Source organism: Hymenobacter terrigena, assembly GCF_054776515.1.
This window is the reverse complement of the sequence record NZ_BAAHBU010000003.1, coordinates 742,207-764,161: the sequence shown is the minus strand read 5'-3', so window position 1 is coordinate 764,161 and position 21,955 is coordinate 742,207. Positions and strand designations below refer to the sequence as shown.

The following is a 21,955-nucleotide window of genomic DNA, read 5'->3' as shown; positions in this document are numbered from 1 at the left end:
TTTACCAGTTCAAGCCCATGCCTGCCCCCGCACCCCAGGTTTCTGACGAAGTGTACGCCATCCCGGCCGCCTATCGGAAGATGGAAAATACGCACATCCTGTTTTGGCTGCTGAAGGACATTGCCTGGTGCATGGTATGGCGGCCGCTGGGCCTGCTCATGGTGCTGCCCACGCTGGGCATTGCCGTGGTCATTGCCTGGCGCACCCGCGCTTACGCCTCGGAGCTGGCCCACAACCTGGCCATTGTGTTCTGGATTACGGCCAACTCCTACTGGATGACCAGCGAGTTTTTCGGGTTCGATACCGTGCAGGTGGCTCCGCACGTCACGGGCAAGCACCTGGCGCTGGTGCCGTTTCTTATTGGGCTGGGCATTTTGCTGTACTATTACCTCGTGCAGAAGCCCCGCGAAACCCGCGCCAACCAAGTGGCTACGCTGTAATGCAACAGCGCAGTAGCGCGAACTATCCAGCTCACGCCACCGACTTTCTCTGTTCTGCATGACTTCTGACGAACAACAAGCCCGCATCGAGCTCCGCGCCTGGCAGCTCAAAATGCAGCGGGCGCCTTCGTTCCTCAACAACTTTGCCCGGCGCGTGCAGGTGCGCCTCAATGCCTTTCTGCCCGAAAAGGTGCACCAGGCCATCACAGCCGCCATCCGCCAAATGGTGCGCGGCGTACTCTTCGGCTCGCAGCACACCACCGGCAAGGTGCTGGCCGATGTCTCTTTTGCGCAGCGCGAAACCGCCGTGCGTGCTCAAATTCGCAACTACCGCACCATGGCCACCGCCGAAGGGGCCATGACCGGCGCGGGCGGCTTCCTGCTCGGCCTCGCCGATTTTCCGCTGCTGCTCGGCCTCAAGCTCAAGCTGCTGTTCGACGTGGCCGCCGCCTACGGCTACGACGTGCACGACTACACCGAGCGCCTCTACCTGCTCTATGTATTTCAGCTGGCCTTCAGCAGCCAGCACACCCGCAACGCGACTTACCACCGCCTTGCCGACTGGGACGCCTACCGCCTCACCCTGCCCCTGAACCCGGAGGAATTCGACTGGCGCACCTTCCAGCAGGAGTACCGCGACTACATCGACCTCGCCAAAATGGCCCAGCTCCTGCCCTTCGTGGGCGCGGCCGTGGGCGCCGTGGCCAACTACAAACTCATCGAACAGCTGGGCCACACGGCCATGAACTGCTACCGGATGCGGTATTTCGCGGCGGCAAATACAGGTGAAACCACCCTAACTACCCGGCCAAATTAATCTGGGCACCGTACGCCCGGGGGTCGGAGACGAATAGAAATTACAGGGTAGTCCGGCTCAGGGTTGGCAATACGGTGGAGCAGGCCCGGCGGCACATACGGGCTCTCCTGCGCCGTGAGCATCAGGGTTTGGTGGCCCAACTCAAAAATGGGCTCGCCCCGAGGACTAGAAGTACGGCTACAATTCACACTATATAACCTCGCGTTCGTTAAAACATCATGTCCCTATGGCATCAATAACACGTGTCATCCCTTCGGGGCGAAATTCAGAATCACGCATCAGATTTATAATTAAATTCCTCAATGTTTCATATCCGACATTCAATTCCTTGTGATATTTACCTGCAAAACACTTCAATATATCACGCCCCCTGAACTCATTTATCCACCTATCCTCATTTAAAGCATTATTCAACTCATTTTCAAGTCTGGCTTCCAACTCAACAAGAGATTCTATTTGCAGAACTGAATCAAGCACTTTCCCAATACTTCCCATCGAGCGTTCAGCTGCATTTCTGAACCCCTCAGACAAAGAATTTTTGGGGTCGAATTTTGTAGACACGCATTGCACGAGCTTGGAATTAACGTACTTCTCCATTTTAATATGGAGTAAAGATTTTATGGTTTGAGCAGCACAACCTTTGAGAGAGGCAAAGATTTCATCTTCGCTGAGGTCACTTCCTCCGAGCTGTAGTTTTTGCATTGCCCGCTTTATGAAAAAGGGATTAAGCAAGTAGTTCTCAATATGGTATACATCCCATTTGAAACGACGTTCTGGGTCCGGCACTTCAGGACCGTCAAAGTCACGGTCTACAATCGAGTAGAAGCGCGCCCTCAACTTACCTTCACCAGATGCTTTATCCAAAAGTTCATGCATAGTCCCCACACGACGCTTGTTCCCTGCAGATATAAGATTCACTCGTTCAACAAATTCCGGGAATAAATTACGAATAATATTTGTGTCGATTTCTGATTCTTCTCCTTCTAAAATTATCACCTTTGAACGAGGGCTGTATGAGGCTAAATCCCCAACCAAGTCAAGAATCGCTCGCTCTATGTCACCTAAAGCATTAACTCGCTCTAGTTGATTATACTCCTGACCTGATTTATTATAGGCTGGATGCATGTGATACACATTATACCCTGGCTCCTCCACTGCTCCTCTCAGCAGTGCATCAGAATGTGTAATAAGAAGAATTTGATTGTTTAGAGCTGCACCTAGATGCTTTTGGTAAAATCTAGGCAATCCGTTAACCACTCTAGGATTTAGGTGCATTTCAGGTTCATCCAGCAAAATAATAGAATTACGTGGAGCGCCATTTCGAATTCGTAAATAACCAAGTAAAATCTCTTTTTCGCCTGAACTCAAATCGTTTATATCGTGCTCACGCCCATTTTCAAGTTGTATTGGAAACGTCAGTCCTCCATTTAGGGAAGAACGGATTCCTAGAAATTTTTTCCCTGGAAAAAAGATTGCAAAAAGCTCAACCAATGATTGTTCTAAACTATTTCCATTTTCAAAAACCTGACCTTCGTTTTCATATGCATTTTTAGCGATGAGCTGGGATATATAAGACCTAGCCATTTCAGCCTTTACACCATTATATTTATTCTGAATATTGTAAAGAGCATGCTGGCTCTTATTTGCGACATTAACATTTCCCTGCAATTGGAGTGTATCAACCTGTTCTCTGGCATAAACTCGGTTAGCACTATGATAATCTATTATTCCCATGATTTCCGGTTCATACATCGAAAAAACGAATTGCATAACAGGAGATGGGGTTACAGTAACTTCACCATTGACATTAAGCCGAATTTCTGCGATATGTGAACTTTGTTTCAATTCTTGCTCGACTTCTTTGGTAATTCCTAATGAGTCTTCCATCATATCTTTTAAAATTCTTGCCTGGGCAGCAGGCACCAAATGTTGTGCAACCGGAGGGCCAGGCATATTATTACTTTTGGCCTGGAGATATAATTTGTCATAAACATTTTTTGAATTATTTTCAATATATTTCTTCTCTTCAGTATTCAATTCAAACTCCGCTTTTATTACTATATTTTTTGTTACGTCATAAAACACTTTTTGCACATCTTGCTGCATTTTATTTATGTCAATTCCAAATTCAGTGAACCAGAGAAAATATTCCCCTTGATTATATTGCCCATACGCCGATTTTAAGAGACGTATAGCATCGAATATACTAGACTTACCACAACCATTAGGCCCTGATATCACAATTGCGTTTGACAAATTATTCATTTCAAGCAGATTAATAGCTCGAAAATTTTCGATACGAATAGACAATATTTTCATATGAATTTTTATTTTTGAATGCTTTGCAATATAGGCTACTTATTACCAATACGGCCGCCCCAGTTTCCTGAGGCGGCCGTTGCTACTTAAGCAGCTATTGCTACTCGCTTATTTCTGCGAGAGCTGGGCTCCGCTGGCTTCTTTCATCCGAATCAGGTTCAGGGCCGAACCAGCCTTGAACCACTCAATCTGGCCTTCGTTGTAGGTGTGGTTGAGGGTGATGAGGTCGGTGTCGCCGTCGGCGTGGTGCAGGCGAGCCTGCAGGGGCTTGCCTTCCTGGAAATCCGTCAGGCCGAGGATGTCGATGATGTCGCTTTCCTCAATCAGGTCGTAGTCGGCCTTGTTGGCAAAGGTGAGACCGAGCATGCCCTGCTTCTTCAGGTTGGTTTCGTGGATGCGGGCGAAGCTCTTCACAATCACGGCGCGCACGCCGAGGTGGCGGGGCTCCATGGCGGCATGCTCGCGCGAGCTGCCTTCGCCGTAGTTCTCGTCACCAATCACCACGGTGCCGATGCCGGCGCTCTTGTAGGCGCGGGCCGACTGCGGCACGGTGGTGTAGCCATCGCCCTGCACCGCGAAGTTGCGCACCGAGTTAGCCTCGCCGTTGAAGGCGTTGGTGGCTCCGATGAGCATGTTGTTCGAGATGTTGTCCAAGTGGCCGCGGTATTTCAACCACGGGCCGGCCATCGAAATGTGGTCGGTGGTGCACTTGCCCTGGGCTTTGATGAGCACACGCAGGCCCAGCAAATCGGTGCCTTCCCAAGGTTTGAAAGGCTCCAGGAGTTCGAGGCGGTCCGAAGTCGGGCTCACCAGTACCTGTACCTTGCTGCCATCGGCGGCGGGCGCCTGGAAACCGGCATCTTCCACGGCGAAGCCTCGGGGGGGCATTTCCACGCCCTGGGGTTCGTCGAGCTTCACGGGGCCGTTTTTACCGGGCAGCGTGTCGATGAGGGGGTTGAAGGTCAAATCGCCGGCGATGGCGAAGGCCGTCACGATTTCGGGCGAAGCCACGAAAGCGTGGGTGTTCGGGTTGCCGTCGTTGCGCTTGGCGAAGTTGCGGTTGAAGCTCGTGATGATGGAGTTCTTGCGCTTGGGGTCGTCGGTGTGGCGAGCCCACTGGCCGATGCACGGACCGCAGGCATTGGCGAGCACCACGCCGCCCATGTCGGCAAACGTGTCGAGGAGGCCGTCGCGGGCCACCGTGTAGCGCACCAGCTCCGAGCCGGGCGTGATGGTGAACTCAGCATTCACGGTCAGGCCCTTGTCAACAGCCTGCTTGGCAATGCTGGCGGCGCGGGTGATGTCTTCGTAGCTGGAGTTGGTGCACGAGCCGATGAGGCCCACTTCCAACTTCTCGGGCCAGCCGTGCTCCTTCACGGCAGCGGCAAACTCCGAAATGGGCCAGGCGGCGTCCGGCGTGAACGGGCCGTTCACGTAGGGCTCCAGCGTGCTGAGGTCGATTTCGATGAGCTGGTCGTAGTATTTTTCGGGCTGGGTGTACACCTCGTCGTCGGCGCGCAGGTGCTGGCGCACGGCGGCGGCGGCTTCCGCGATTTCGGCGCGGCCGGTGCCGCGCAGGTAGTCGCCCATTTTCTCGTCGTAGGAGAATACCGACGTGGTAGCGCCGATTTCAGCGCCCATGTTGCAGATGGTGCCTTTGCCGGTGGCGCTCAGCGCCTCGGCGCCATCGCCGAAGTACTCGATGATGGCCCCGGTGCCGCCTTTCACGGTCAGGATACCGGCTACTTTCAGAATCACGTCTTTGGCCGAAGTCCAGCCGTTCATCTTGCCGGTCAGCTTCACGCCGATGACTTTCGGGAATTTCAGTTCCCAGGCCATGCCGGCCATTACGTCTACCGCGTCGGCACCGCCTACACCGATGGCAATCATGCCCAAACCACCCGCGTTGGGGGTGTGCGAGTCGGTGCCAATCATCATGCCGCCGGGGAAGGCGTAGTTTTCGAGCACTACCTGGTGGATGATGCCCGCACCGGGCTTCCAGAAGCCGATGCCGTATTTATTGGAAACCGAGGCCAGGAAGTCGTAAACCTCCTTGTTTTCGGTGTTGGCTTCGGCCAGGTCGGCCGTGGCGCCGTCCTTGGCCTGAATGAGGTGGTCGCAGTGCACCGTGGAGGGCACGGCGGCCGTGGCCTTGCCGGCCTGCATGAACTGGAGCAGCGCCATTTGGGCGGTAGCATCCTGCATGGCCACGCGGTCGGGGGCGAAATCGACGTAGGAAACGCCGCGCTCGTAGGCCTGCTTAACATCGCCACCGTAGAGGTGAGCGTAGAGAATTTTCTCGGTGAGCGTAAGCGGGCGTGCCACGGCGGCGCGGGCCGCCTCGATGCGGGAACCCATGCCGGCGTACACCGAGCGAATCATTTCCAGGTCGAAAGCCATAGGATGCGTGTTATATATAGAGTGATTGCGCAAATGTAGCACCTGCTGTAGGTTATGCCTAATTTGGCACGCGGATGCCATTTTTAAGTGTAAACGTAGGGGCGGCACCCGTCGTTTTGATGAAGTTGGGCCAGGCCGGCCCCAAAGCGCGGCCGGGTGGGCGGCAACCTATCGGGCGGTCTGGTGGTTGTGGGGCTTCTGTTCGCATTTTTGCGTTTACTTATGAATAACAATCTTCTCTGCCTAATGGCTACGGCCGCGCTGGGCTTGGGCCTCGCTGGCTGCTCTTCCAACTCCTCTACTTCCGAAACGGCGGCCACTGGCGGCTCTTCGGCGGCCCCAGTGCTCACGCCCGGCCCGTGGCGCGGCGTGCTGGCCACGCAGGGCCAGGAAATTCCGTTTTTGTTTGAGGTGAAAACCGAAGCCGGCCAGCCGGTGGTTTACCTGATTAACAAAGGCCTGAACGGCGAGGAGCGGCTGCGCTGCGAGGACATTAAATCGGCCGGCGACTCCACTACTATTCGAATGCACGCTTTCGATGCCGCGCTGGTGGTGCGGGCCGATGGCCCGGATAAGCTGAAAGGCACCTGGGTGAAGTACGACTCAAAATCGCCTTACCGCGTGCCAATGACGGCCACAGCAGGCGCGCAGGAGTTGTTTCCGGCCGCCAAATCGGCGGAAAAGCCGGGCAACTTTGGCGGTACCTGGCGGGCCAATTTTGGCGAAGGCAACGAGAGCTACCCGGCCACGGGCGTGTTCACCCAGCAGGGCAACCACCTGACGGGCACCTTCCTCACCACCACCGGCGACTACCGCTACCTCAGCGGCACAGTGAGCGGGCAGAAAATGGCGGTAAGCACCTTCGATGGCAGCCACGCCTTCCTGTTCACGGCCCAGAACGGGCCGAAGGAGCCGGTGGACATCACCAAAGAGTACGCCCCCAACACACTGTTTGGCGACTTCTATTCCGGTAAATCGGGCCACGAAACCTGGACGGCCGTGCCCGACCCCAAGGCCAAGCTGCCCGACGCCGATACCCTCACTTACCTCAAAAAGGGCGAAAGCCGGCTGAATTTCAAGTTTCCGAACGTGATTGAGGGCAGCAGCATCTCCCCCACCGACCCCAAGTACCGGGGCAAGGTGGTGGTGCTGCAAATCCTGGGCTCGTGGTGCCCCAACTGCATGGACGAGACCAATTTCCTGGCCCCGTGGTACGAGAAGAACAAGGCGCGCGGCGTAGAAATCATCGGCCTGGGCTACGAGCGCAAGCCCGACTACGCGGTATCGGCCGCCAAGCTGCGCAACATGCGCGAGCGGTTTCACATGGGCTACGACGTGGCCTTTGCGGGCGTGGCCGACAAGGATTCGGTGGCAAAGTCGCTGCCGCAGCTGGCGAAGTTTCTGGCCTTCCCGACCACCATTTTTCTCGATAAAAAGGGCAATGTGCGGAAGATTCATACCGGCTTCTCGGGGCCGGGCACGGGCAAGTATTACCAGGAGGAAATCGACGGCTTCAATAAGACCGTGGATAAGCTGCTGAAAGAATAAGCCGGGGCCGCAGCATTAGAGCCGGCCTGAAGGGGCTTGTCCTTCCGGCGAAGGAGGTATCTGGATACAATCACCAGATACCTCCTTCGCCGGAAGGACAAGCCCCATTTTTTATGCGATGCCGAGGACAATAAGGCGGCATTGCATAGTATATTGTGATATGGCATTATTCTTCCGACCGTCGTCCTGCACGACGGCTCGGGGAGGCGGCCATTTCCCCTCACCTCACTTATTCCGGCCATGAAGAACATCCTGGTTTGCACCGATTTTTCGCCCGAAGCCCACAACGCTTTTGAGGTCGCCTTGCAGTTGGCGAAGCGCACGGGTGGCCGCCTCATGCTGCTGCACGTGTTAGAAGAGGCCAATGGCGTGGCAGGCGGTTTCAGCACGATGGGCACTCCGGCAGGCGGCCATAGCGTCGACCGGATTTACACCATTAAGTTGCTGGAAGCTACCAAACGCCGCATGCACATCCTGCGCGATGAAGCCGCCCTAATCGCCCCCGAAGTACCGGTGCAGGATGAAGTGGAAGTGGCCCGCATCGGCGACGGAATCCTGCACGCCATCAGCCGCGACCACCCCGACCTGGTGGTGCTGGGCGCACGCGGGCACGGGGCCGTGGAGCATTTTTTCGTAAGCTCCACCACCGAGCGCCTCATCCGGCTGGCGCCCTGCCCGGTACTCACCGTGAAGCACCCGCACACCGATTTCGACGTGCAAAACATTGTCTTTCCGTCCGATTTTTCGACCGATGCCGCCAGTGCCCTGGAGGGCCTGCGCCAGGTGCAGGCCGATTTTCCCAATGCCACGCTGCACCTGCTGCACGTAGCGGCGGGCGGCAGCGGCCACGTGGCCCAGCAGCAAATGCAGGCCTTCGCCCAGCAGCACCACCTGCTCAACTGCCAGACGGCCGAGGTGGATGCCGAGCGCACCAGCGTCGGCATCGAAGAATACGCCCAGAACGTGGGGGCTGATATGGTGGTCATTCCCACCCACGCCCGCTCGGGTCTGAGCCGCTTCCTGCGCACCAGCATCGCCGAAACCGTGGCCACCCACGCCTTCCCGCCGGTGCTCACGTACCACCTGGCGGCGTAGGAACCGGCTGTTTGGCTGTTTCTGACGTCACTATCAGAACGTCATGCAGAGCGTAGCGAAGCATCTTTACCGCAGCAGTAATCAGATTTACTATCCCGGTAAAGATGCTTCGCTACGCTCTGCATGACGTTCTAAAAACCAAGCCCCCACCTACCCCCGCAGCCGCAGCCGGACCTGAAAATCATGCTTCGGCCGGAGGGTGATGAGCGGCTGCACGGTCACGGGTGGCTGGCCGGCCACCCATTCAATATCGAACTGCCGCAGCAGCTCCAGCGTCACGAGCTGCATTTCGGTGAGGGCAAACTGCATGCCGATGCACAGGCGCGGCCCGCCGCCGAAGGGCACGTAGGCATTGGCTTGCACCGGCCGCGCCGCATCGGGCGCAAAGCGGCCGGGCCAGAATTCCTCGGGCGCGGTCCAGTACTTGGGGTCGTGGTGGAGGCCGTGGAAATAGAGCGAAAACAGCGTACCCTGGGGGATGCGCAGGCCGCGGTATTCGTCGTCGGCCAGGGCCACACGGTCCACCATCCAGGCGGGCGGGTAGTGGCGCATGGCCTCCTGCACGGCATTCAGGGCGGTGCCCAGGCGCGGCAGGTCCTCAAACGTAGGCGTGCGGCCGGCCAGCACGGCGGCCATTTCCTGCTGAATCACCCCGGCCTCGGCCGGATGGTGGGCCAGCAGGTAGGTGAGCCAAGTGAGGGCGTTGGCACTGGTTTCGTGGCCCGCCACGAGCAGGATGAGGGATTCGTCGATGAGGCGGTCGGGCGGCATGGGCTCGCCGGTGTCCTCGTAGCGCACGTCGAGCAGCATTTGCAGCAGGTCATCGGGCGGGATGGCGTTGGGGCGCGCGTTGGCCTGCTGGCGCTGGGTAATGAGGCCGCCCAGCAAGGCGCGCAGTTCGGCCGCCAGCGCATCGTGATACGCAAACCGCCCGCGCAGCCGGAACCACGGCTTGAGGTAAGGCTGCCGGATGGAGCGCACGAAAAACGCCTGAATCTCGGTAATCAGCCCCGCCAGCCGGTCCAGCTCGGCCTCCGGAAAGTTGGTACTGAACACCGAGCGGGCAATAATGCGGAAGGTGAGGCGCGTCATCAATTCGTGGACGGCCACGGTGGTAGCGCCGCCTGTGCCCGTGGCCTGCGCCAGCAGCGGGGCCAGCGTTTCGGCCGTGATTTCCTGCATCAGGCCGGTGAGGCCCGCCACCCGCTGTCGATGGAAACCCGGCTGAATGAGCCGGCGCTGCCGCAGCCAGTCGGGGCCGTCGTTGGTGAGCAGGCCGTGGCCGATGTAGCGCGAAAAGCCCTGCGTAAACTTCGACTTGGCGTAGTTCCGGTTGTTTTTCTGCAACACGTGCTGAATCAGCCCGGGGTCGCGGGTGAGGATGCTTTTCTCCACGCCGCCGATGAACAGCTCCACCGTGTCGCCATAGCGCGCCAGCGTGTCGTTCAGCACCGGCAGCGGGTCTTTCGCCAACGCAAACGAGCGCAGCAAGGAGCGCCAGCGCGGCAGCCGGGGCAGCCGAAACGCATTTTCCGGGGCTTTTTCAGATGCGGTCAGCTCATTCATAACACCGGGCCGCAATTGGATGCGGGGCCCCAAAAATAAACCGGCGCGGCGGGCAGCTCATCTTTTTTCAAAGCAGCCGCGTACAGCCCCCAAGGCTCCGGCCCGACACCCCACTTTCTTTCTCCAAATTTCCCGCTCCTTATGTGGATTCAGCAACAACCCAACGCCCCCGCTCCGCTCGCCGACCTGCAAGGCCGCACCGTCGGCCTCAAGTTTGAGTGCAACAAGTGCCACACCGAAGTCTTCACCGACCTCATCGGCGTGCCCGCCCCCAACGACCAGGCCGACTCGCCCGCCCATGCTGATAACCACGAAATCGAGGAAATAAAGTGCCCCGGCTGCGACATGATTCACACCCTAGAGGTCGACAGCTCCTTCGACGGCGTGACCTTCAAAGTAAGCGAAGTGAAGCCCGGCAGTGTGAGCTATCAGGTGTCACAGTAATCAGGACCACGGATTCGCTCGGATTTTTCGGATTTCACGAATTTTTCAGTCAAATTTCTTTTCCGTTTTTTGGACCAAAAACATAAAAAAAAGCCTCCCGTATGGGAGGCTTTTTTTATGCAGGAAAAACCCCTGATTGAAGCCCGTAGTCGACCACAAAATCCGTGAAATTCGAAAAATCCGAGCGAATCCGTGGTCTTATTTCTCCCGCTCAATCGTGTAATTAATCAACCCTTCCAACGACGTGCGGCTGGGCGATTCCGGGAAGGTGTGCAGAATGGCGAGGGCTTCGTCGCGGTAGCGTTTCATGGTTTGCACGGCGTAGTCTAGGCCGCCCGATTTTTTCACGAATTCAATGACCTGCTGCACCCGGTCGCGGTGGCCGTCGTTGTTTTTTACGTTGAAAATAACCTTACGTTTTTCCAGCCAGGAAGCCTTTTGCAGGGCATAAATGAGCGGCAGCGTCATCTTTTTTTCCTTGATGTCGATGCCCACGGGTTTGCCGATTTCGGCAGTGCCGTAATCGAATAAGTCGTCCTTAATCTGGAAGGCAATACCCACTTTTTCGCCGAATAAGCGGGCGCGCTCAATCACTTCTTTATCGGCCCCGACGGAAGCCGCGCCCACCGCCGTGCAGGAAGCAATTAGCGAAGCGGTTTTTTGCCGGATAATGTCAAAATAAACGTCTTCGGTGATGTCTAGTTTGCGGGCTTTTTCGATTTGCAATAATTCGCCTTCGCTCAGCTCGCGCACGGCGTTGCTCACGATTTTCAGCAGGTCGAAATCATCGTTTTCGAGGGCCAGCAGCAGGCCGCGCGAGAGCAGATAATCACCGACCAAAACCGCAATTTTATTTTTCCAGAGCGCATTAATCGAGAAAAAGCCACGCCGGTAGTTGCTCTCGTCCACCACGTCGTCGTGCACGAGGGTGGCGGTGTGCAGCAGCTCGATGAGGGCGGCCCCGCGGAAGCTGGCATCGGGCAGCGGGTCGCCGGTGGCGGGCTCGGGGCGGGTGGCGCGGGCCGTGAGAAACACGAACATGGGCCGAACCTGCTTGCCCTTGCGCTTCACGATGTAGCCCATTATCTTGTCGAGCAGCAGCGCTTTGGTGCGCATCGACTGGCGGAATTTGTGCTCAAACTCTTCCATTTCGGCCGCGATGGGGGCCTGAATCTGGTCGAGGGACAAAGGGGAGTATTGGGGCATTGCGGCGACAATGATACGGCAGAACGGCGGAGAGGCCACCAGCGCGAGGCCAACCTTTTGGGGCAGCTACGAATTATAACCGCGGCGGCGGCCATTTGGCTGCGCTTCTCTCCTACCTTCGCCATATGCTCACTCATGCCTCCTTCCTGCTCACGGGCGCAGCCCACGGCCGGCCTTTTGAGGCCGATGCCACCTACCACGCCACCGGCCATCCCAAGCCCGTGCTGCTGTTCGTGCACGGCTTCAAGGGGTTTAAGGACTGGGGCCACTTTCCGCTGCTGGCCGATTACTTCGCAGAGCAGGGCTTTGTGTTCGTGAAGCTGAACCTGTCGCACAACGGCATCGTGGTGGGCGGCACCGGTGATTTGGAGGATTTGGACGCCTTCGGCCGCAATAATTTCAGCATTGAGCTCGATGATATCGGGCAGCTAATGGATGCGCTTTTTACGCCCGGGGCCACGCCGGTGCCGGCCGCCGAAATGGATTTGCAGCGGTTTTTCCTGGCGGGCCACAGCCGGGGCGGTGGCCTGGCGCTGCTGAAAGCCGCCGAAGACCCGCGCGTGCGGGCCGTGGCGACGTGGGCCGCCATCGCCGAAGTGCACCCGCAGTGGCCGCAGTCAGTGTTCGATGAGTGGCAGCGCACGGGCGTGCTGCACGTGCCCAACACGCGCACCGGCGTGGAGCTGCCCATGCACTACCAGATTGTGGAGGACTACCACGCCAACCGCCCGCGCCTCGACATTCCGCACAACGTGCGCCGCAAGCTCAGGCAGCCGCTGCTCATCATCCACGGCGACCAGGACGAAACGGTGGACGTAGCGGCGGCCCACAAGCTACAGCAGCTTAAGCCCAATGCCGAGTTGCTGCTGGTGCCGGATGCCACGCACATGTTTGGCGGCGCGCATCCCTGGCCTGAAACGGAATTGCCCGCGCCCGCCCGGCACGTGGCGGAGGCCACGGCGGCCTTTTTCAAGCGGCAGAAATGAGCGAACCCGCATTAGCTTATCTGCTGCTGGGCTCAAACCTGGGTGACCGCGCCGCGCTGCTGGCTCAGGCTCGGGCCAGGCTAGCTGCAACTGCGGGCGCAATCGTAGCCGAATCCGGTATTTATGAAACCGCCGCCTGGGGCCGCGAAGACCAGCCGGCCTTTCTCAATCAGGCGCTGGCTGTCCGCACGGTTTTATCGCCCGAAGAATTGCTGGCGGCTTGCTTAGCAGCTGAGCAGCTTGCCGGCCGTGAGCGGCACGAGCATTGGGGAAGCCGCACGCTGGATGTTGACGTGCTGCTTTTTGGAAAGGAGGCCATCGCAACGGCCACGTTGAGCGTGCCCCACCCGCGCCTGGCGGAGCGACGCTTCGCACTGGTGCCGCTGGCCGAAATCGCCGGTTCTTTAGTTCACCCGCAATCAGGCGAAACAGTAGCCGCACTACTCGCCCGCTGCCCCGACCCCTTGCCCGTGCGGCCCTGGCCCGGCGAATGAGCCAGCCGGTAGCGGCGGCACCCGGCGCAACTCCTGCGCTACGTGGCTTACCCGCACTGCCGCGCCTAGTAGCCAGACGACCATCAGCCCCATTCCCAGCCAGCGCGGGGCCCGGGCCAGCCACCCCGCCAGCACCAGCACCACCACGGGCGCAAACAGCACGCTGGCGTACCGCTCGGCATCGTGAATACCGGCGGCACTCTGGGCAAATACCGTCAGGCCTGCCACTAGAATTACCAGGGCCACGCTGGCGCTCCAAAGAGCGGTTAGCATCAGTTGGATGTGGGAATTCGGTTCGATTTGTGAGCTGGAACGCGTTATTGGGCGATGTGACGAAGTGGTTATTGGAACGGCTTCTGAACTAGCTCCAGCGACATAAGCAACTGGCTTAGCCGTAGCGCTGCGGCGCGGCCACAGCAGCCAACCCAGTATTAATAGCGCAGTAGTCCATCCAAATGCAGGCAGTAGGGTTCGACTAGAAACCGGAAAAGGCAGCAGCCAGCGCCCCAGCACGAAGCCGTAATCAGCCGCCGAACTGAGAAGCTGGGTCCAGCCCCGGCTGGGGTGGTAGCGGCTGGGCCCGGCCACCAGCAGCGCGTACCATTGCCACAGAATGCCGCTAGTGCCGCCTATCAGGAAGTGTAGGAAAAGAATACCCCGGCCACGCGTTGAAAGCCCGCGCCACCCTCCAGGCAGTAGCCCCGCTCCTACCCCGGCCAGCAGGAAAAGGCCAAGCGTACGTTGCAAAGGCAGCAAAACTCCAACAGCGGTGAGCAGGCCCCACCACTGCCATTGGGCCGTGCGCAGCCATTGCCACAGCGCCACTGCATAAGCCGCAAATAGCAGCAGAAAAACGCTTTCGGCCCACACAAATTTGCTCACCAGCAGCCACGGGGTGCTCAGGGCCAGCATGATGGGCACTGCCAGTGCCCGGCGGGCCGGCAGCAGTTGCCGGCCCAGCCAGCTCCACAGCAACAGGCTGCCCAGCAGGCACGCGCTATGCAAAAGCCGCACGCCGGCCAGCGAGTTGCAGGCGCTCAACAGCAGCGGGAATAGTGGCGGCCAGTAGCGGTACGGCGTGCCGTCGGGGTTGAGCAGGTGGCCGGTTTCGCGCAGGGTGTGGGCAGCGTGGAGGTAGTAGCGCGAGTCACCGGTGCCAGCCAGGCCGGGCGCGGTGGCGTAGGCAAACAGGGCTAATTGCAACAGCCCGGCCGCCACCAGCAGCCCCGGAAAGGGCCACCAGTAGCGCCGGGCTGCGGCAGAATCAGAGGAGGCAGCTTGGGCCATCAGGCGCGGCAAGAGGATGTGGTGCGGACTTTCAGCACGCCCGGTCCGTTCAATACGCGGGCTAAAAGCCCGTGCTACGGCTAGAAGCTGCCTACCGTGGCGGTGGGCACAATTTTCTTCACCAGGCCTTGCAGCACCTTGCCGGGGCCGCACTCCACGAAGTCGGTCGCGCCGTCGGCGGCCATGCGCTGCACCAGCTGCGTCCAGCGCACGGGGGCGGTGAGCTGGGCCAGCAGGTTGGCCTTAATTTCGGCCGGGTCGGTGTGGGGCAGGGCGTCCACGTTCTGGTATACGGGGCAACGGGCGGGGCTGAAAGTGGTTTTTTCGATGGCCTCGGCCAGGGCGGCGGCGGCGCTCTGCATCAGGGGCGAATGGAAGGCGCCGCCCACGGGCAGCGGCAGGGCGCGCTTGGCACCGGCAGCTTTCAGGGCTTCACAGGCCTGGGCCACGCCTTCGGTCGAACCGGAAATGACAAGCTGGCCGGGGCAGTTGTAATTGGCGGCCACTGCTACGTTACCACCATCGGTAATTTCCTGGCAGATGCGCTCCACCGTGGCGTCGTCGAGGCCGAGGATGGCGGCCATGGTGCCGGGCTGCTCTTCGCAGGCGGCCTGCATGGCTTGGGCGCGGCGGGCAACCAGCGGCAGCGCGTCTTCAAATTTCAACACGCCGGCGGCTACCAGGGCCGAGAATTCGCCCAGCGAATGCCCCGCCGTGCTGGCCGGCTGGAAATCGGGCCGCGCCACAAACTGCGCCACCGAATGCACAAAAATGGCGGGCTGGGTGACGTCGGTGCGGCGCAGGTCCTCCTCCGAACCGCTGAACATGATGTCGGTGAGGCTGAAGCCCAGGATGTCGTTGGCGTGGGTGAGCAGGCCACGGGCATCAAGGTTCTGGTCGAATAGCTCGCGGGCCATGCCGGGGAATTGGCTGCCCTGGCCGGGAAATAGCACGGATTGAGTCGGATTCATCGGAAGTCGCGGATTAGCGGTTTTCGGGTGGTGGGAATTGGCAAATGAGAGCCCGCCGGCTGCCTCAGCGGCGGCAAAGCGGGCGCAAGCTGCACAAAAAGCCGCATTGCCCAAAAAAAAGCGGAGCCGCCCCTTGGGTCAGCTCCGCTCAATTCGCAGTTTATGCAAGCCGAATATTTCGGCTAAATCCGTGATTAACGGACGATTTCGACCCAGCCTTTATAGGTGCGCTTGGTGTTGGCGAAGTCGGCAAACTCCACCTCGGCCAGGTAGAAATACACGCCGTCCACGGTTTTCACTTTCGAATTGGTTTCGCCCGTGGGGCCGCCGCCGTCCCAGTTGATGAGAATGGGGTCGTCGGCGGTGGTCGTGTTTTCGAAGACTTTAACACCCCAGCGGTTGAAGGCCTGGAAGTGGACGCGCCGTACCGGGCTGCTGTTCTTGGGCCGGAACTGGTCGTTGGAACCATCGCCGTTAGGCGTAAAGATGTTGGGCAGCTTGAAGAACACGCAGTTGTCCTGGCAGGCCACGTTGCTCGTGTCGCTCACCGCTCCGCTGCTGGCCACCGCCTGGATGGCGTAGCACCCACCCGAAAAATTCAGGTTGCCGTGCACGTAGCTGGTGGTGGTAGTGGTGCCCAGCAGCGTGAAGCGCCCGGTAGGCGTAGGCCGGTAGAACACCTTGTAGCTCACCGGGGCCGCGTCGCAACCGGCCGGGGTGTTGCCCACCGTCCAGCGCAGGCGGTTGCTGTATTTTTCGTTCTGGCGCGGGAATTCATTCAAATTAGCCAGGCTGTCGCAGTTGGTGGTCAGCAGCTTGAGGACCGGCGTGCAGGGCGGCGAGATGAGCGTGAGGCAGCGCTCCTGGCTGCGGTTCAGCAGCGAGCTCAGGAAGCGGAAGCCGGCGTAGCGCCCGTTCGTTTCCACGTAGTAGCAGTAGTCCTGTCCTTTCACCAACGCAGGGTCGCGGTCGGTGTAGGTGCCCCCGGCGGCGGTGGAAGTAGCCGTGCCGATGCGCACGTACGGCCCGGCATTGCCGGTGCGGCGGTAGATGGTGGTGGGCTGGGTAGCATTGTCCCAGGGCACATTAAACGTCCAGTTCACTGTGATGGCCGAGGCGGCCACGTTGGCGGGCAGCGCGCTCACGCGCACGCTGCTGGCGGTGGGCGAAAACTCGCTGACGGGCGTAGCCAGGGCCTGTACAAACTCCAGCTTGTAGGTGTACTGCTTGTTCTGCGTGTCGAGGCCGGAGTCGACGTAGCTCGTGTCAGCCAGGGCCGTGAATGGGCCGTGGGCTACGGGCACAAAGTCAGAAGCGGTCGGGGTCAGTCCTTCGGCGCGCGTCAGATTACAGCGTACCGCGCTGGTGAAGGTGCCGCTCACCGGGCGGGGCTGGGTCCAGCGCACGTTTATCTGGCCGGTGGTGGCGCTGGTAGTGGCCACGTCCACGTTGGTCAGCATGGCCCCGCGCCCGGCCACCTGGGCACAGGCTTCATTCGAGGCTAGGCTCTCGCCGCCGGCGGGCAGCGGGAAGTCAGCGTAAATGCGGTAGCAGTAGTTCTGGCCCCGGTCCAGGCCGCGGTTGGTTTTCGTCACCGGGTCCGTGTTCAGGTCCGTAAACGTGGTCACATTGGGCCCCACCGTGCCGATGCGGACGTAGCCCGACGAGGCCGGAATGCCCGTTTCGCACGCGCCCGGTGCGGTCCCAGGGTTCACCTTGCGGTAGATGTAGATATTCGCGGCGTTGGCACAGGTGTAGGCGTCCCAGTTCAGTACCATGCTGTTGAGGCCGCCCGCGGCCACGGCAGGCGTGGCAAGCAGGTTCTGCGGAGCCGGCCCTATTACGGTGATGCGCCAGGTTTTCTCGTCAATCAGCGCCGGGTTGGTGGTGGAGGGCACGGCCGGGTTGTCCTGGGCCTTAAACACTACCAGATACGGCACCTTGGCCACGTTGCTGCAAGTAGTTTGCCAGCTAAACGTGCCGGTGGCCTGCGGTGGGCCACTCGTGGTTTGGCGGAAAGTAGCTGGCGGAATAATGCCGCTGTAGGCAAACAGCGTGATGGGCGATTGCGGGCTGCTGGGCGTAGCCGCGTCTACGGCTGTCACGGCACCCGTTATCCGCTGCCCAGCCACCACGCAGATGTCCTGCGGAATGGTGATGGTGGGACGAATATTGACCGAGGCCGTCACGATTATCTGCATGTCCCGTATCACTTTGCCGATAAGTCGGCGGCCGATGGGTGTGCGCCGCCATTCTTCCACTTCAAACGCGACGTTGTAGAAACCCACCGCCACGGGCGCGTTCCAGGTAATCTGGCCGGTGTTCACGTCCTGCACAAAAATGGCGTCGTCATTGACCACGCCGGCTGGCACACCACCGTAGGCCACCTGCACGGCCCGGGGGTTGCCGGCAGTAATGGCTTGGTCGTTGGGAAAGCGAAAGTTGGGCACGGGCTGGGGAGCGGGCATATTATTACCCGTACCGGCTCCCTGGCCGGTACAGGGGAAACCGCCCGCCGTCCCGTGAATGCCAGCGGGTACCTGCTGGCTGGCCCGTAGGTGAAAAGCCAGCGAATCATGGTCGGCATCATACGCCCCGGGGTTGTGCAAAAAGACTTGGCCGGTGGCCGCTTTGTCGATGGCCGGAGCCGTGAAAATGGGCGAATGGTTCAGCCCTAGCGCCGGGTCGATGTACACAAAAGTCCGGATGTAGAACGACTGGTTTTTAGAGTCGGTCATATTTATCACCCCATCGTTGCGGTTTTCGCCAATAAACTCTACGTTGTAGCCGCCCGTGGCCGGGTAAATATGCTCGAAGTAATAAATATTAACGCTGGTATCGGTGTTGCCCGGGATGGCCCGCTTCACGAAGCGGGGCACGCCGTCGATGCAGCTGGAGGTGCCATCACCAAAGAAGATGGTAGCATCCTTCTGGTCTACAATCGAGCTATTGTCCGTATACAGCACCATCTTAAAGAAGATACGGCGCGGGTTGGGGCTGGCCGTGGTGTCCACCTTAGCCTGAATATCGCCGGCGCGCAGGTGCGACGCCCGGGCCGTATTCGGACGCAGGCTCAGCCCTGCCATCATCACTAGCAGTAGCAGCATCAGCCGCGCACCTGCCCCACCCCGGAGTAGAAGAAATTTTATCATATAATGTCGAACGGAAGAAAGAAAATTCGCTGGCCTTACGCTGATTCGGGCCTCAAAGGCGGGACTGGCAGCGCGAAGCTATACGAGAAGTAATGGGAGAAGGAAAAGTTACGCCACCTGCGCCCGCAAGCAACTGGCAGCCTACCAGGCCCAGGCACCTATTTAAATCGGGTAGCCCCGCAAAAACCGCTCCGAGCAGGGCGGTTTTACGAGGCTACCGATTAAATTAAGCCGAAAAATAGCGGGCCTAACGGATTATTTCGACCCAGCCCTTATAAGTGCGCTTGGTGTTAGCAAAGTCGGCAAACTCTACCTCGGCCAGGTAGAAATACACGCCATCGCTCACTTTGGCGCTGGTGCCGTTGCCCGATTCGCCCGTGGGCCCGCCGCCGTCCCAATTGATGAGCACGGGGTCATCGGCCGTGGTCGTATTCTCGAAGACCTTGGTGCCCCAGCGGTTGAAGGCCTGGAAGTGGATGCGCCGCACCGGGCTATTGTTCTTGGGCCGGAACACCGAGTTCTGGCCGTCCCCGTTGGGCGTAAAGATATTGGGCAACTTAAAGAACAGGCAATTATCCTGGCAGGCCACGTTGCTGGTGTCGCTCACCGCGCCGCTGGCAGTCACGGCCTGCAAGGCATAGCACCCACCCGAGAAGGACAGGTCCGAATGCACGAAGCTGGTGGCCGAAGTAGTGCCCAGCAGGGTGAAAGCTCCCGTGGGCGTGGGCCGGTAATACACGCGGTAGTTGATGATGTTGGCATCGCAGCCGGCGGGTGTGGTGCCCACCGTCCAGCGCAGGCGGTTGGTGTAACGCTCGCGCAAGCCCGGAAATTCGGGCAGGTTGGCCAGGCTGTCGCAGTTGGTAGGCAGCAGCGTAAGCACCGGTTTGCAAGGCGGCGAGTTGAGGGTCAGGCACTGCACCTGGCTGCGGTTCAGCAGCGAGCTCAGGAAGTCGAAGCCGGCGTAGCTGCCCTCCGTCTGCACGTAGTAGCAATAGTTCTGGCCCTTCACAAGGGTGGGGTCACGGTCGGTAAACGTGCCGCTGGTGGCACCCGTTGGGGCGGTGGCAACCTGCACCAGCGCACCCGTAGCCCCGGTGCGGCGGTAGATAGTAACCGGCTTGCCCGAATTATTCCACGGCACCTGGTACGTCCAGTTCAGGGTAATGGAAGTGGGCGGGTTGTTGGGCAGCGCCGTGAGGCGGACGCTACTGGCCGTGGGCGACGCCTCGGTGAGCGTAGTGCCCTGGCCCGGGGCGAAGGTGCGCACAAACTCCAGTTTGTAGGTGTACTGCTTGTTCTGGGTATCAAGGCCCAGGTCCACGTAGCTGGTGTCGGTCAGGGCCGTGAACGGGCCGTGGGCCACCGGCACAAAGGCAGTGGCCGCCGGATTCAACCCCTCGGCCCGCGACAGCACATACGATGGGGTGCCGGTGAACGTGCCCCCACCAATCGGGCGGGGTTGGGTCCAGCGCACAGCAATCTGGCCCGTGGTGGCGCTGGTGGTGGCCACGTCCACATTGGTCAGCATGGCGCCCCGGCCCGTTATCTGGGCGCAGGCTTCGTTCGAGGCGATGCTTTCGCCACCGGCCGGCAGCGGGAAGTCGGCATAAATCCGGTAGCAATAGTTCTGGCCCCGCGACAAGCCGATGGTAGTGCCGGTGCCAGGGTCCACATTCAAGTCAGTGAACGTGGTTACACCGGGTCCTACCGTGCCAATGCGCACGTAGCCCGCCGAAGCTGGAATGCCGGTATCGCAGGGCCCCGGCGTGAACGTGGATGGATTCACCTTACGGTAGATGTAAATGTGGGCCGCGTTGGCGCAGGTGTAGGCGTCCCAATTCAGCACCATGCCGTTGTAGCCGCCCGGGGCGGCGGTGGCCGTAGCGCGCAGGTTTTGGGGCGGCGGCCCCACCACCGTAATGCGCCAGGTCTTTTCGTCAATCAGTATCGGCGTTGGGGCCGCCGGGCTGTCCTGCGCTTTGAACACTACCTGATACGGCAGTTTGGCAACGTTGCTGCAATTCGTCTGCCACTGGAAAGTGCCCGCGGCCTGCGGCGGGCCGGTCGTGGTTTGCCGGAAGCTAGCGGGCGGAAAAATTCCGCCGTAGGCAAACAGTGTAATCGGGGTTTGGGCGCTACCGGCGGTCACGCCGTCCACGGCGGTTACGCTGCCGGTCACGGTTTGCCCGGCCACCACGCAAATGTCGGGCGGAATGGTCAGGGTGGGCCGCTGGTTATTGGTCGCCGTCACAATTATCTGCATGTCCCGAATCACCTCCCCGATAAGCCGGCGGCCGAGCGGCGTGCGGCGCCATTCCTCCACCACCATCGCCACGTTGTAGAAACCCACAGCTCCAGGAGCATTCCAGGTAATCTGGCCGGTATGCACATCCTGCACAAAGATGGACGGATTCCCTCCCGGGTCCGATGGTATGCCGCCGTATGGCACCGTCTGGCTGCTTATAATAGCTGGGTCGTTGGGATACTTAAAGTCGGGCACCGTTATGGGCCGGGGCGTATTGTCGCCGGTAGCCCCGGGGCAGGGCGGCCCCACAATGTTGGATGCCAGTCGGGGCTCCTTCTGGCTGGTGCGTAGGTGGAAGGCCAGCGAGTCGTGGTCCGCATCGTACGCCGCCGGGTTGTGCAGATACACCTGCCCCGTGGCGGCTTTGTCGATGGCCGGCGCCGTAAGCACCGGCGAATGGTTCAGCCCCAGCGCCGGGTCGATGGTGATGCTGGTGCTGATGTAGAACGACTGGTCGAGCGGGTTGCTCATGTTGATGACGCCCCCGTTGCGGTTTTCGCCCACAAAGCTGACCGTGTAGCTGCCCGTGGCCGGGTACGTATGCTCAAAATAGTAGATGCTGAGCGCCGTATCGGAGTTGCCGGGAATGGGCAGCCGACCGCCCGGCCGGGCAATGCCCGGGTTGCAGCTCGACGTGCCATCGCCAAAAAAGATAACCGCGTTGGGCTGGTCGACCGAGCTTGGCCCCCGGCTGATGTCGAGGTACAGAATCATCTTGAAAAAGATGCGCCGCGGGTTGGGGTTGGCCGTGGTGTCCACTTTGGCCTGAATGTCGCCCGCCCGGATGTGCGTGGCCCGTGCCACCTCGGGCCGCAGGCCCAACCCCGCCAATAGCACTACCAATAGCAGTGCAGCCCGCGCCAGCATTCCAGCCCGCGGAAGAGTAAACTGTACCATACCAACGCAATTACAAGAAAGGAAA

General features: G+C 59.7%; 15 protein-coding genes. 7 read left to right on the top strand and 8 right to left on the bottom strand.

The genetic code is table 11. The features are described from left to right. Positions 1-17: 17 nt before the first annotated feature. On the top strand, positions 18-440 hold the full coding sequence (locus ACYU7Q_RS16305) for a hypothetical protein (protein ID WP_460610504.1): 423 nt from the start codon (positions 18-20) through the stop codon (positions 438-440). Positions 441-498: 58 nt separating this feature from the next. Next, positions 499-1,257, top strand: a complete 759-nt coding sequence (locus tag ACYU7Q_RS16300; protein ID WP_460610503.1) for an EcsC family protein — start codon at positions 499-501, stop codon at positions 1,255-1,257. Between the two features lie 216 nt (positions 1,258-1,473). On the opposite strand, the gene ACYU7Q_RS16295 is transcribed toward ACYU7Q_RS16300, so the two are convergent. Together ACYU7Q_RS16295 and ACYU7Q_RS16290 are read right to left on the bottom strand one after the other, a co-directional pair. Next, positions 1,474-3,576 (bottom strand): AAA family ATPase, encoded by a 2,103-nt coding sequence (locus ACYU7Q_RS16295; RefSeq protein ID WP_460610502.1) that lies wholly within the window; start codon positions 3,574-3,576, stop codon positions 1,474-1,476. 108 nt (positions 3,577-3,684) lie between these two features. After that, positions 3,685-5,976, bottom strand: coding sequence for an aconitate hydratase (locus ACYU7Q_RS16290; RefSeq protein ID WP_460610501.1), 2,292 nt, complete (start codon positions 5,974-5,976; stop codon positions 3,685-3,687). A gap of 222 nt (positions 5,977-6,198) precedes the next feature. On the opposite strand from ACYU7Q_RS16290, the gene ACYU7Q_RS16285 reads away from it, so the two are divergent. Together ACYU7Q_RS16285 and ACYU7Q_RS16280 are read left to right on the top strand one after the other, a co-directional pair. Further along, positions 6,199-7,524 carry a peroxiredoxin family protein gene (locus tag ACYU7Q_RS16285; protein WP_460610500.1) on the top strand — a complete coding sequence of 442 codons (1,326 nt, stop codon included), beginning with the start codon at positions 6,199-6,201 and terminating at the stop codon, positions 7,522-7,524. A gap of 240 nt (positions 7,525-7,764) precedes the next feature. Beyond that, positions 7,765-8,619: a universal stress protein gene (locus ACYU7Q_RS16280; RefSeq protein WP_460610499.1), complete on the top strand. Its 855-nt coding sequence runs from the start codon at positions 7,765-7,767 to the stop codon at positions 8,617-8,619. A 150-nt stretch (positions 8,620-8,769) separates the two neighbouring features. Here the strand turns inward: ACYU7Q_RS16280 and ACYU7Q_RS16275 are convergent, their stop codons facing one another. Further along, complete coding sequence (locus tag ACYU7Q_RS16275) at positions 8,770-10,185, bottom strand: cytochrome P450 family protein (RefSeq protein WP_460610498.1); 1,416 nt, start codon at positions 10,183-10,185, stop codon at positions 8,770-8,772. Between the two features lie 141 nt (positions 10,186-10,326). Between ACYU7Q_RS16275 and ACYU7Q_RS16270 the strand changes: the two genes are divergently transcribed. Then, on the top strand, positions 10,327-10,629 hold the full coding sequence (locus ACYU7Q_RS16270) for a hypothetical protein (RefSeq protein ID WP_460610497.1): 303 nt from the start codon (positions 10,327-10,329) through the stop codon (positions 10,627-10,629). A gap of 198 nt (positions 10,630-10,827) precedes the next feature. Here the strand turns inward: ACYU7Q_RS16270 and ACYU7Q_RS16265 are convergent, their stop codons facing one another. Beyond that, complete coding sequence (locus tag ACYU7Q_RS16265) at positions 10,828-11,835, bottom strand: polyprenyl synthetase family protein (protein WP_460610496.1); 1,008 nt, start codon at positions 11,833-11,835, stop codon at positions 10,828-10,830. A 125-nt stretch (positions 11,836-11,960) separates the two neighbouring features. Here ACYU7Q_RS16265 and ACYU7Q_RS16260 point away from each other — a divergent pair, with 125 nt between their 5' ends. Further along, positions 11,961-12,821, top strand: a complete 861-nt coding sequence (locus ACYU7Q_RS16260) for an alpha/beta hydrolase family protein (RefSeq protein ID WP_460610495.1) — start codon at positions 11,961-11,963, stop codon at positions 12,819-12,821. Continuing rightward, entirely contained in the window at positions 12,818-13,315 is a 498-nt protein-coding gene (gene folK / locus ACYU7Q_RS16255) for a 2-amino-4-hydroxy-6-hydroxymethyldihydropteridine diphosphokinase (RefSeq protein WP_460610494.1), read from the top strand. Before ACYU7Q_RS16260 ends, folK begins: the two co-directional genes overlap by 4 nt. On the opposite strand, the gene ACYU7Q_RS16250 is transcribed toward folK, so the two are convergent. The 4 genes from ACYU7Q_RS16250 to ACYU7Q_RS16235 form a co-directional block, all read right to left on the bottom strand. Continuing rightward, on the bottom strand, positions 13,262-14,602 hold the full coding sequence (locus ACYU7Q_RS16250; RefSeq protein ID WP_460610493.1) for a hypothetical protein: 1,341 nt from the start codon (positions 14,600-14,602) through the stop codon (positions 13,262-13,264). The two genes, folK and ACYU7Q_RS16250, sit on opposite strands and share 54 nt — an antisense overlap. An 80-nt stretch (positions 14,603-14,682) precedes the next feature. Beyond that, positions 14,683-15,573, bottom strand: coding sequence for an ACP S-malonyltransferase (gene fabD, locus ACYU7Q_RS16245; protein ID WP_460610492.1), 891 nt, complete (start codon positions 15,571-15,573; stop codon positions 14,683-14,685). Between the two features lie 194 nt (positions 15,574-15,767). Continuing rightward, a complete protein-coding gene (locus tag ACYU7Q_RS16240) occupies positions 15,768-18,725 on the bottom strand; it encodes a T9SS type B sorting domain-containing protein (protein ID WP_460610491.1) in 2,958 nt (985 codons plus the stop codon). A 247-nt stretch (positions 18,726-18,972) separates the two neighbouring features. Next, positions 18,973-21,900, bottom strand: coding sequence for a T9SS type B sorting domain-containing protein (locus ACYU7Q_RS16235; protein WP_460610490.1), 2,928 nt, complete (start codon positions 21,898-21,900; stop codon positions 18,973-18,975). Positions 21,901-21,955: the final 55 nt, after the last annotated feature.

Coding starts and splice junctions, on each gene's coding strand:
- ACYU7Q_RS16305 (WP_460610504.1), top strand. CDS start 18: ATGCCTGCCCCCGCACCCCAGGTTTCTGACGAAGTGTACGCCATCCCG.
- ACYU7Q_RS16300 (WP_460610503.1), top strand. CDS start 499: ATGACTTCTGACGAACAACAAGCCCGCATCGAGCTCCGCGCCTGGCAG.
- ACYU7Q_RS16295 (WP_460610502.1), bottom strand. CDS start 3,576: ATGAAAATATTGTCTATTCGTATCGAAAATTTTCGAGCTATTAATCTG.
- ACYU7Q_RS16290 (WP_460610501.1), bottom strand. CDS start 5,976: ATGGCTTTCGACCTGGAAATGATTCGCTCGGTGTACGCCGGCATGGGT.
- ACYU7Q_RS16285 (WP_460610500.1), top strand. CDS start 6,199: ATGAATAACAATCTTCTCTGCCTAATGGCTACGGCCGCGCTGGGCTTG.
- ACYU7Q_RS16280 (WP_460610499.1), top strand. CDS start 7,765: ATGAAGAACATCCTGGTTTGCACCGATTTTTCGCCCGAAGCCCACAAC.
- ACYU7Q_RS16275 (WP_460610498.1), bottom strand. CDS start 10,185: ATGAATGAGCTGACCGCATCTGAAAAAGCCCCGGAAAATGCGTTTCGG.
- ACYU7Q_RS16270 (WP_460610497.1), top strand. CDS start 10,327: ATGTGGATTCAGCAACAACCCAACGCCCCCGCTCCGCTCGCCGACCTG.
- ACYU7Q_RS16265 (WP_460610496.1), bottom strand. CDS start 11,835: ATGCCCCAATACTCCCCTTTGTCCCTCGACCAGATTCAGGCCCCCATC.
- ACYU7Q_RS16260 (WP_460610495.1), top strand. CDS start 11,961: ATGCTCACTCATGCCTCCTTCCTGCTCACGGGCGCAGCCCACGGCCGG.
- folK (WP_460610494.1), top strand. CDS start 12,818: ATGAGCGAACCCGCATTAGCTTATCTGCTGCTGGGCTCAAACCTGGGT.
- ACYU7Q_RS16250 (WP_460610493.1), bottom strand. CDS start 14,602: ATGGCCCAAGCTGCCTCCTCTGATTCTGCCGCAGCCCGGCGCTACTGG.
- fabD (WP_460610492.1), bottom strand. CDS start 15,573: ATGAATCCGACTCAATCCGTGCTATTTCCCGGCCAGGGCAGCCAATTC.
- ACYU7Q_RS16240 (WP_460610491.1), bottom strand. CDS start 18,725: ATGATAAAATTTCTTCTACTCCGGGGTGGGGCAGGTGCGCGGCTGATG.
- ACYU7Q_RS16235 (WP_460610490.1), bottom strand. CDS start 21,900: ATGCTGGCGCGGGCTGCACTGCTATTGGTAGTGCTATTGGCGGGGTTG.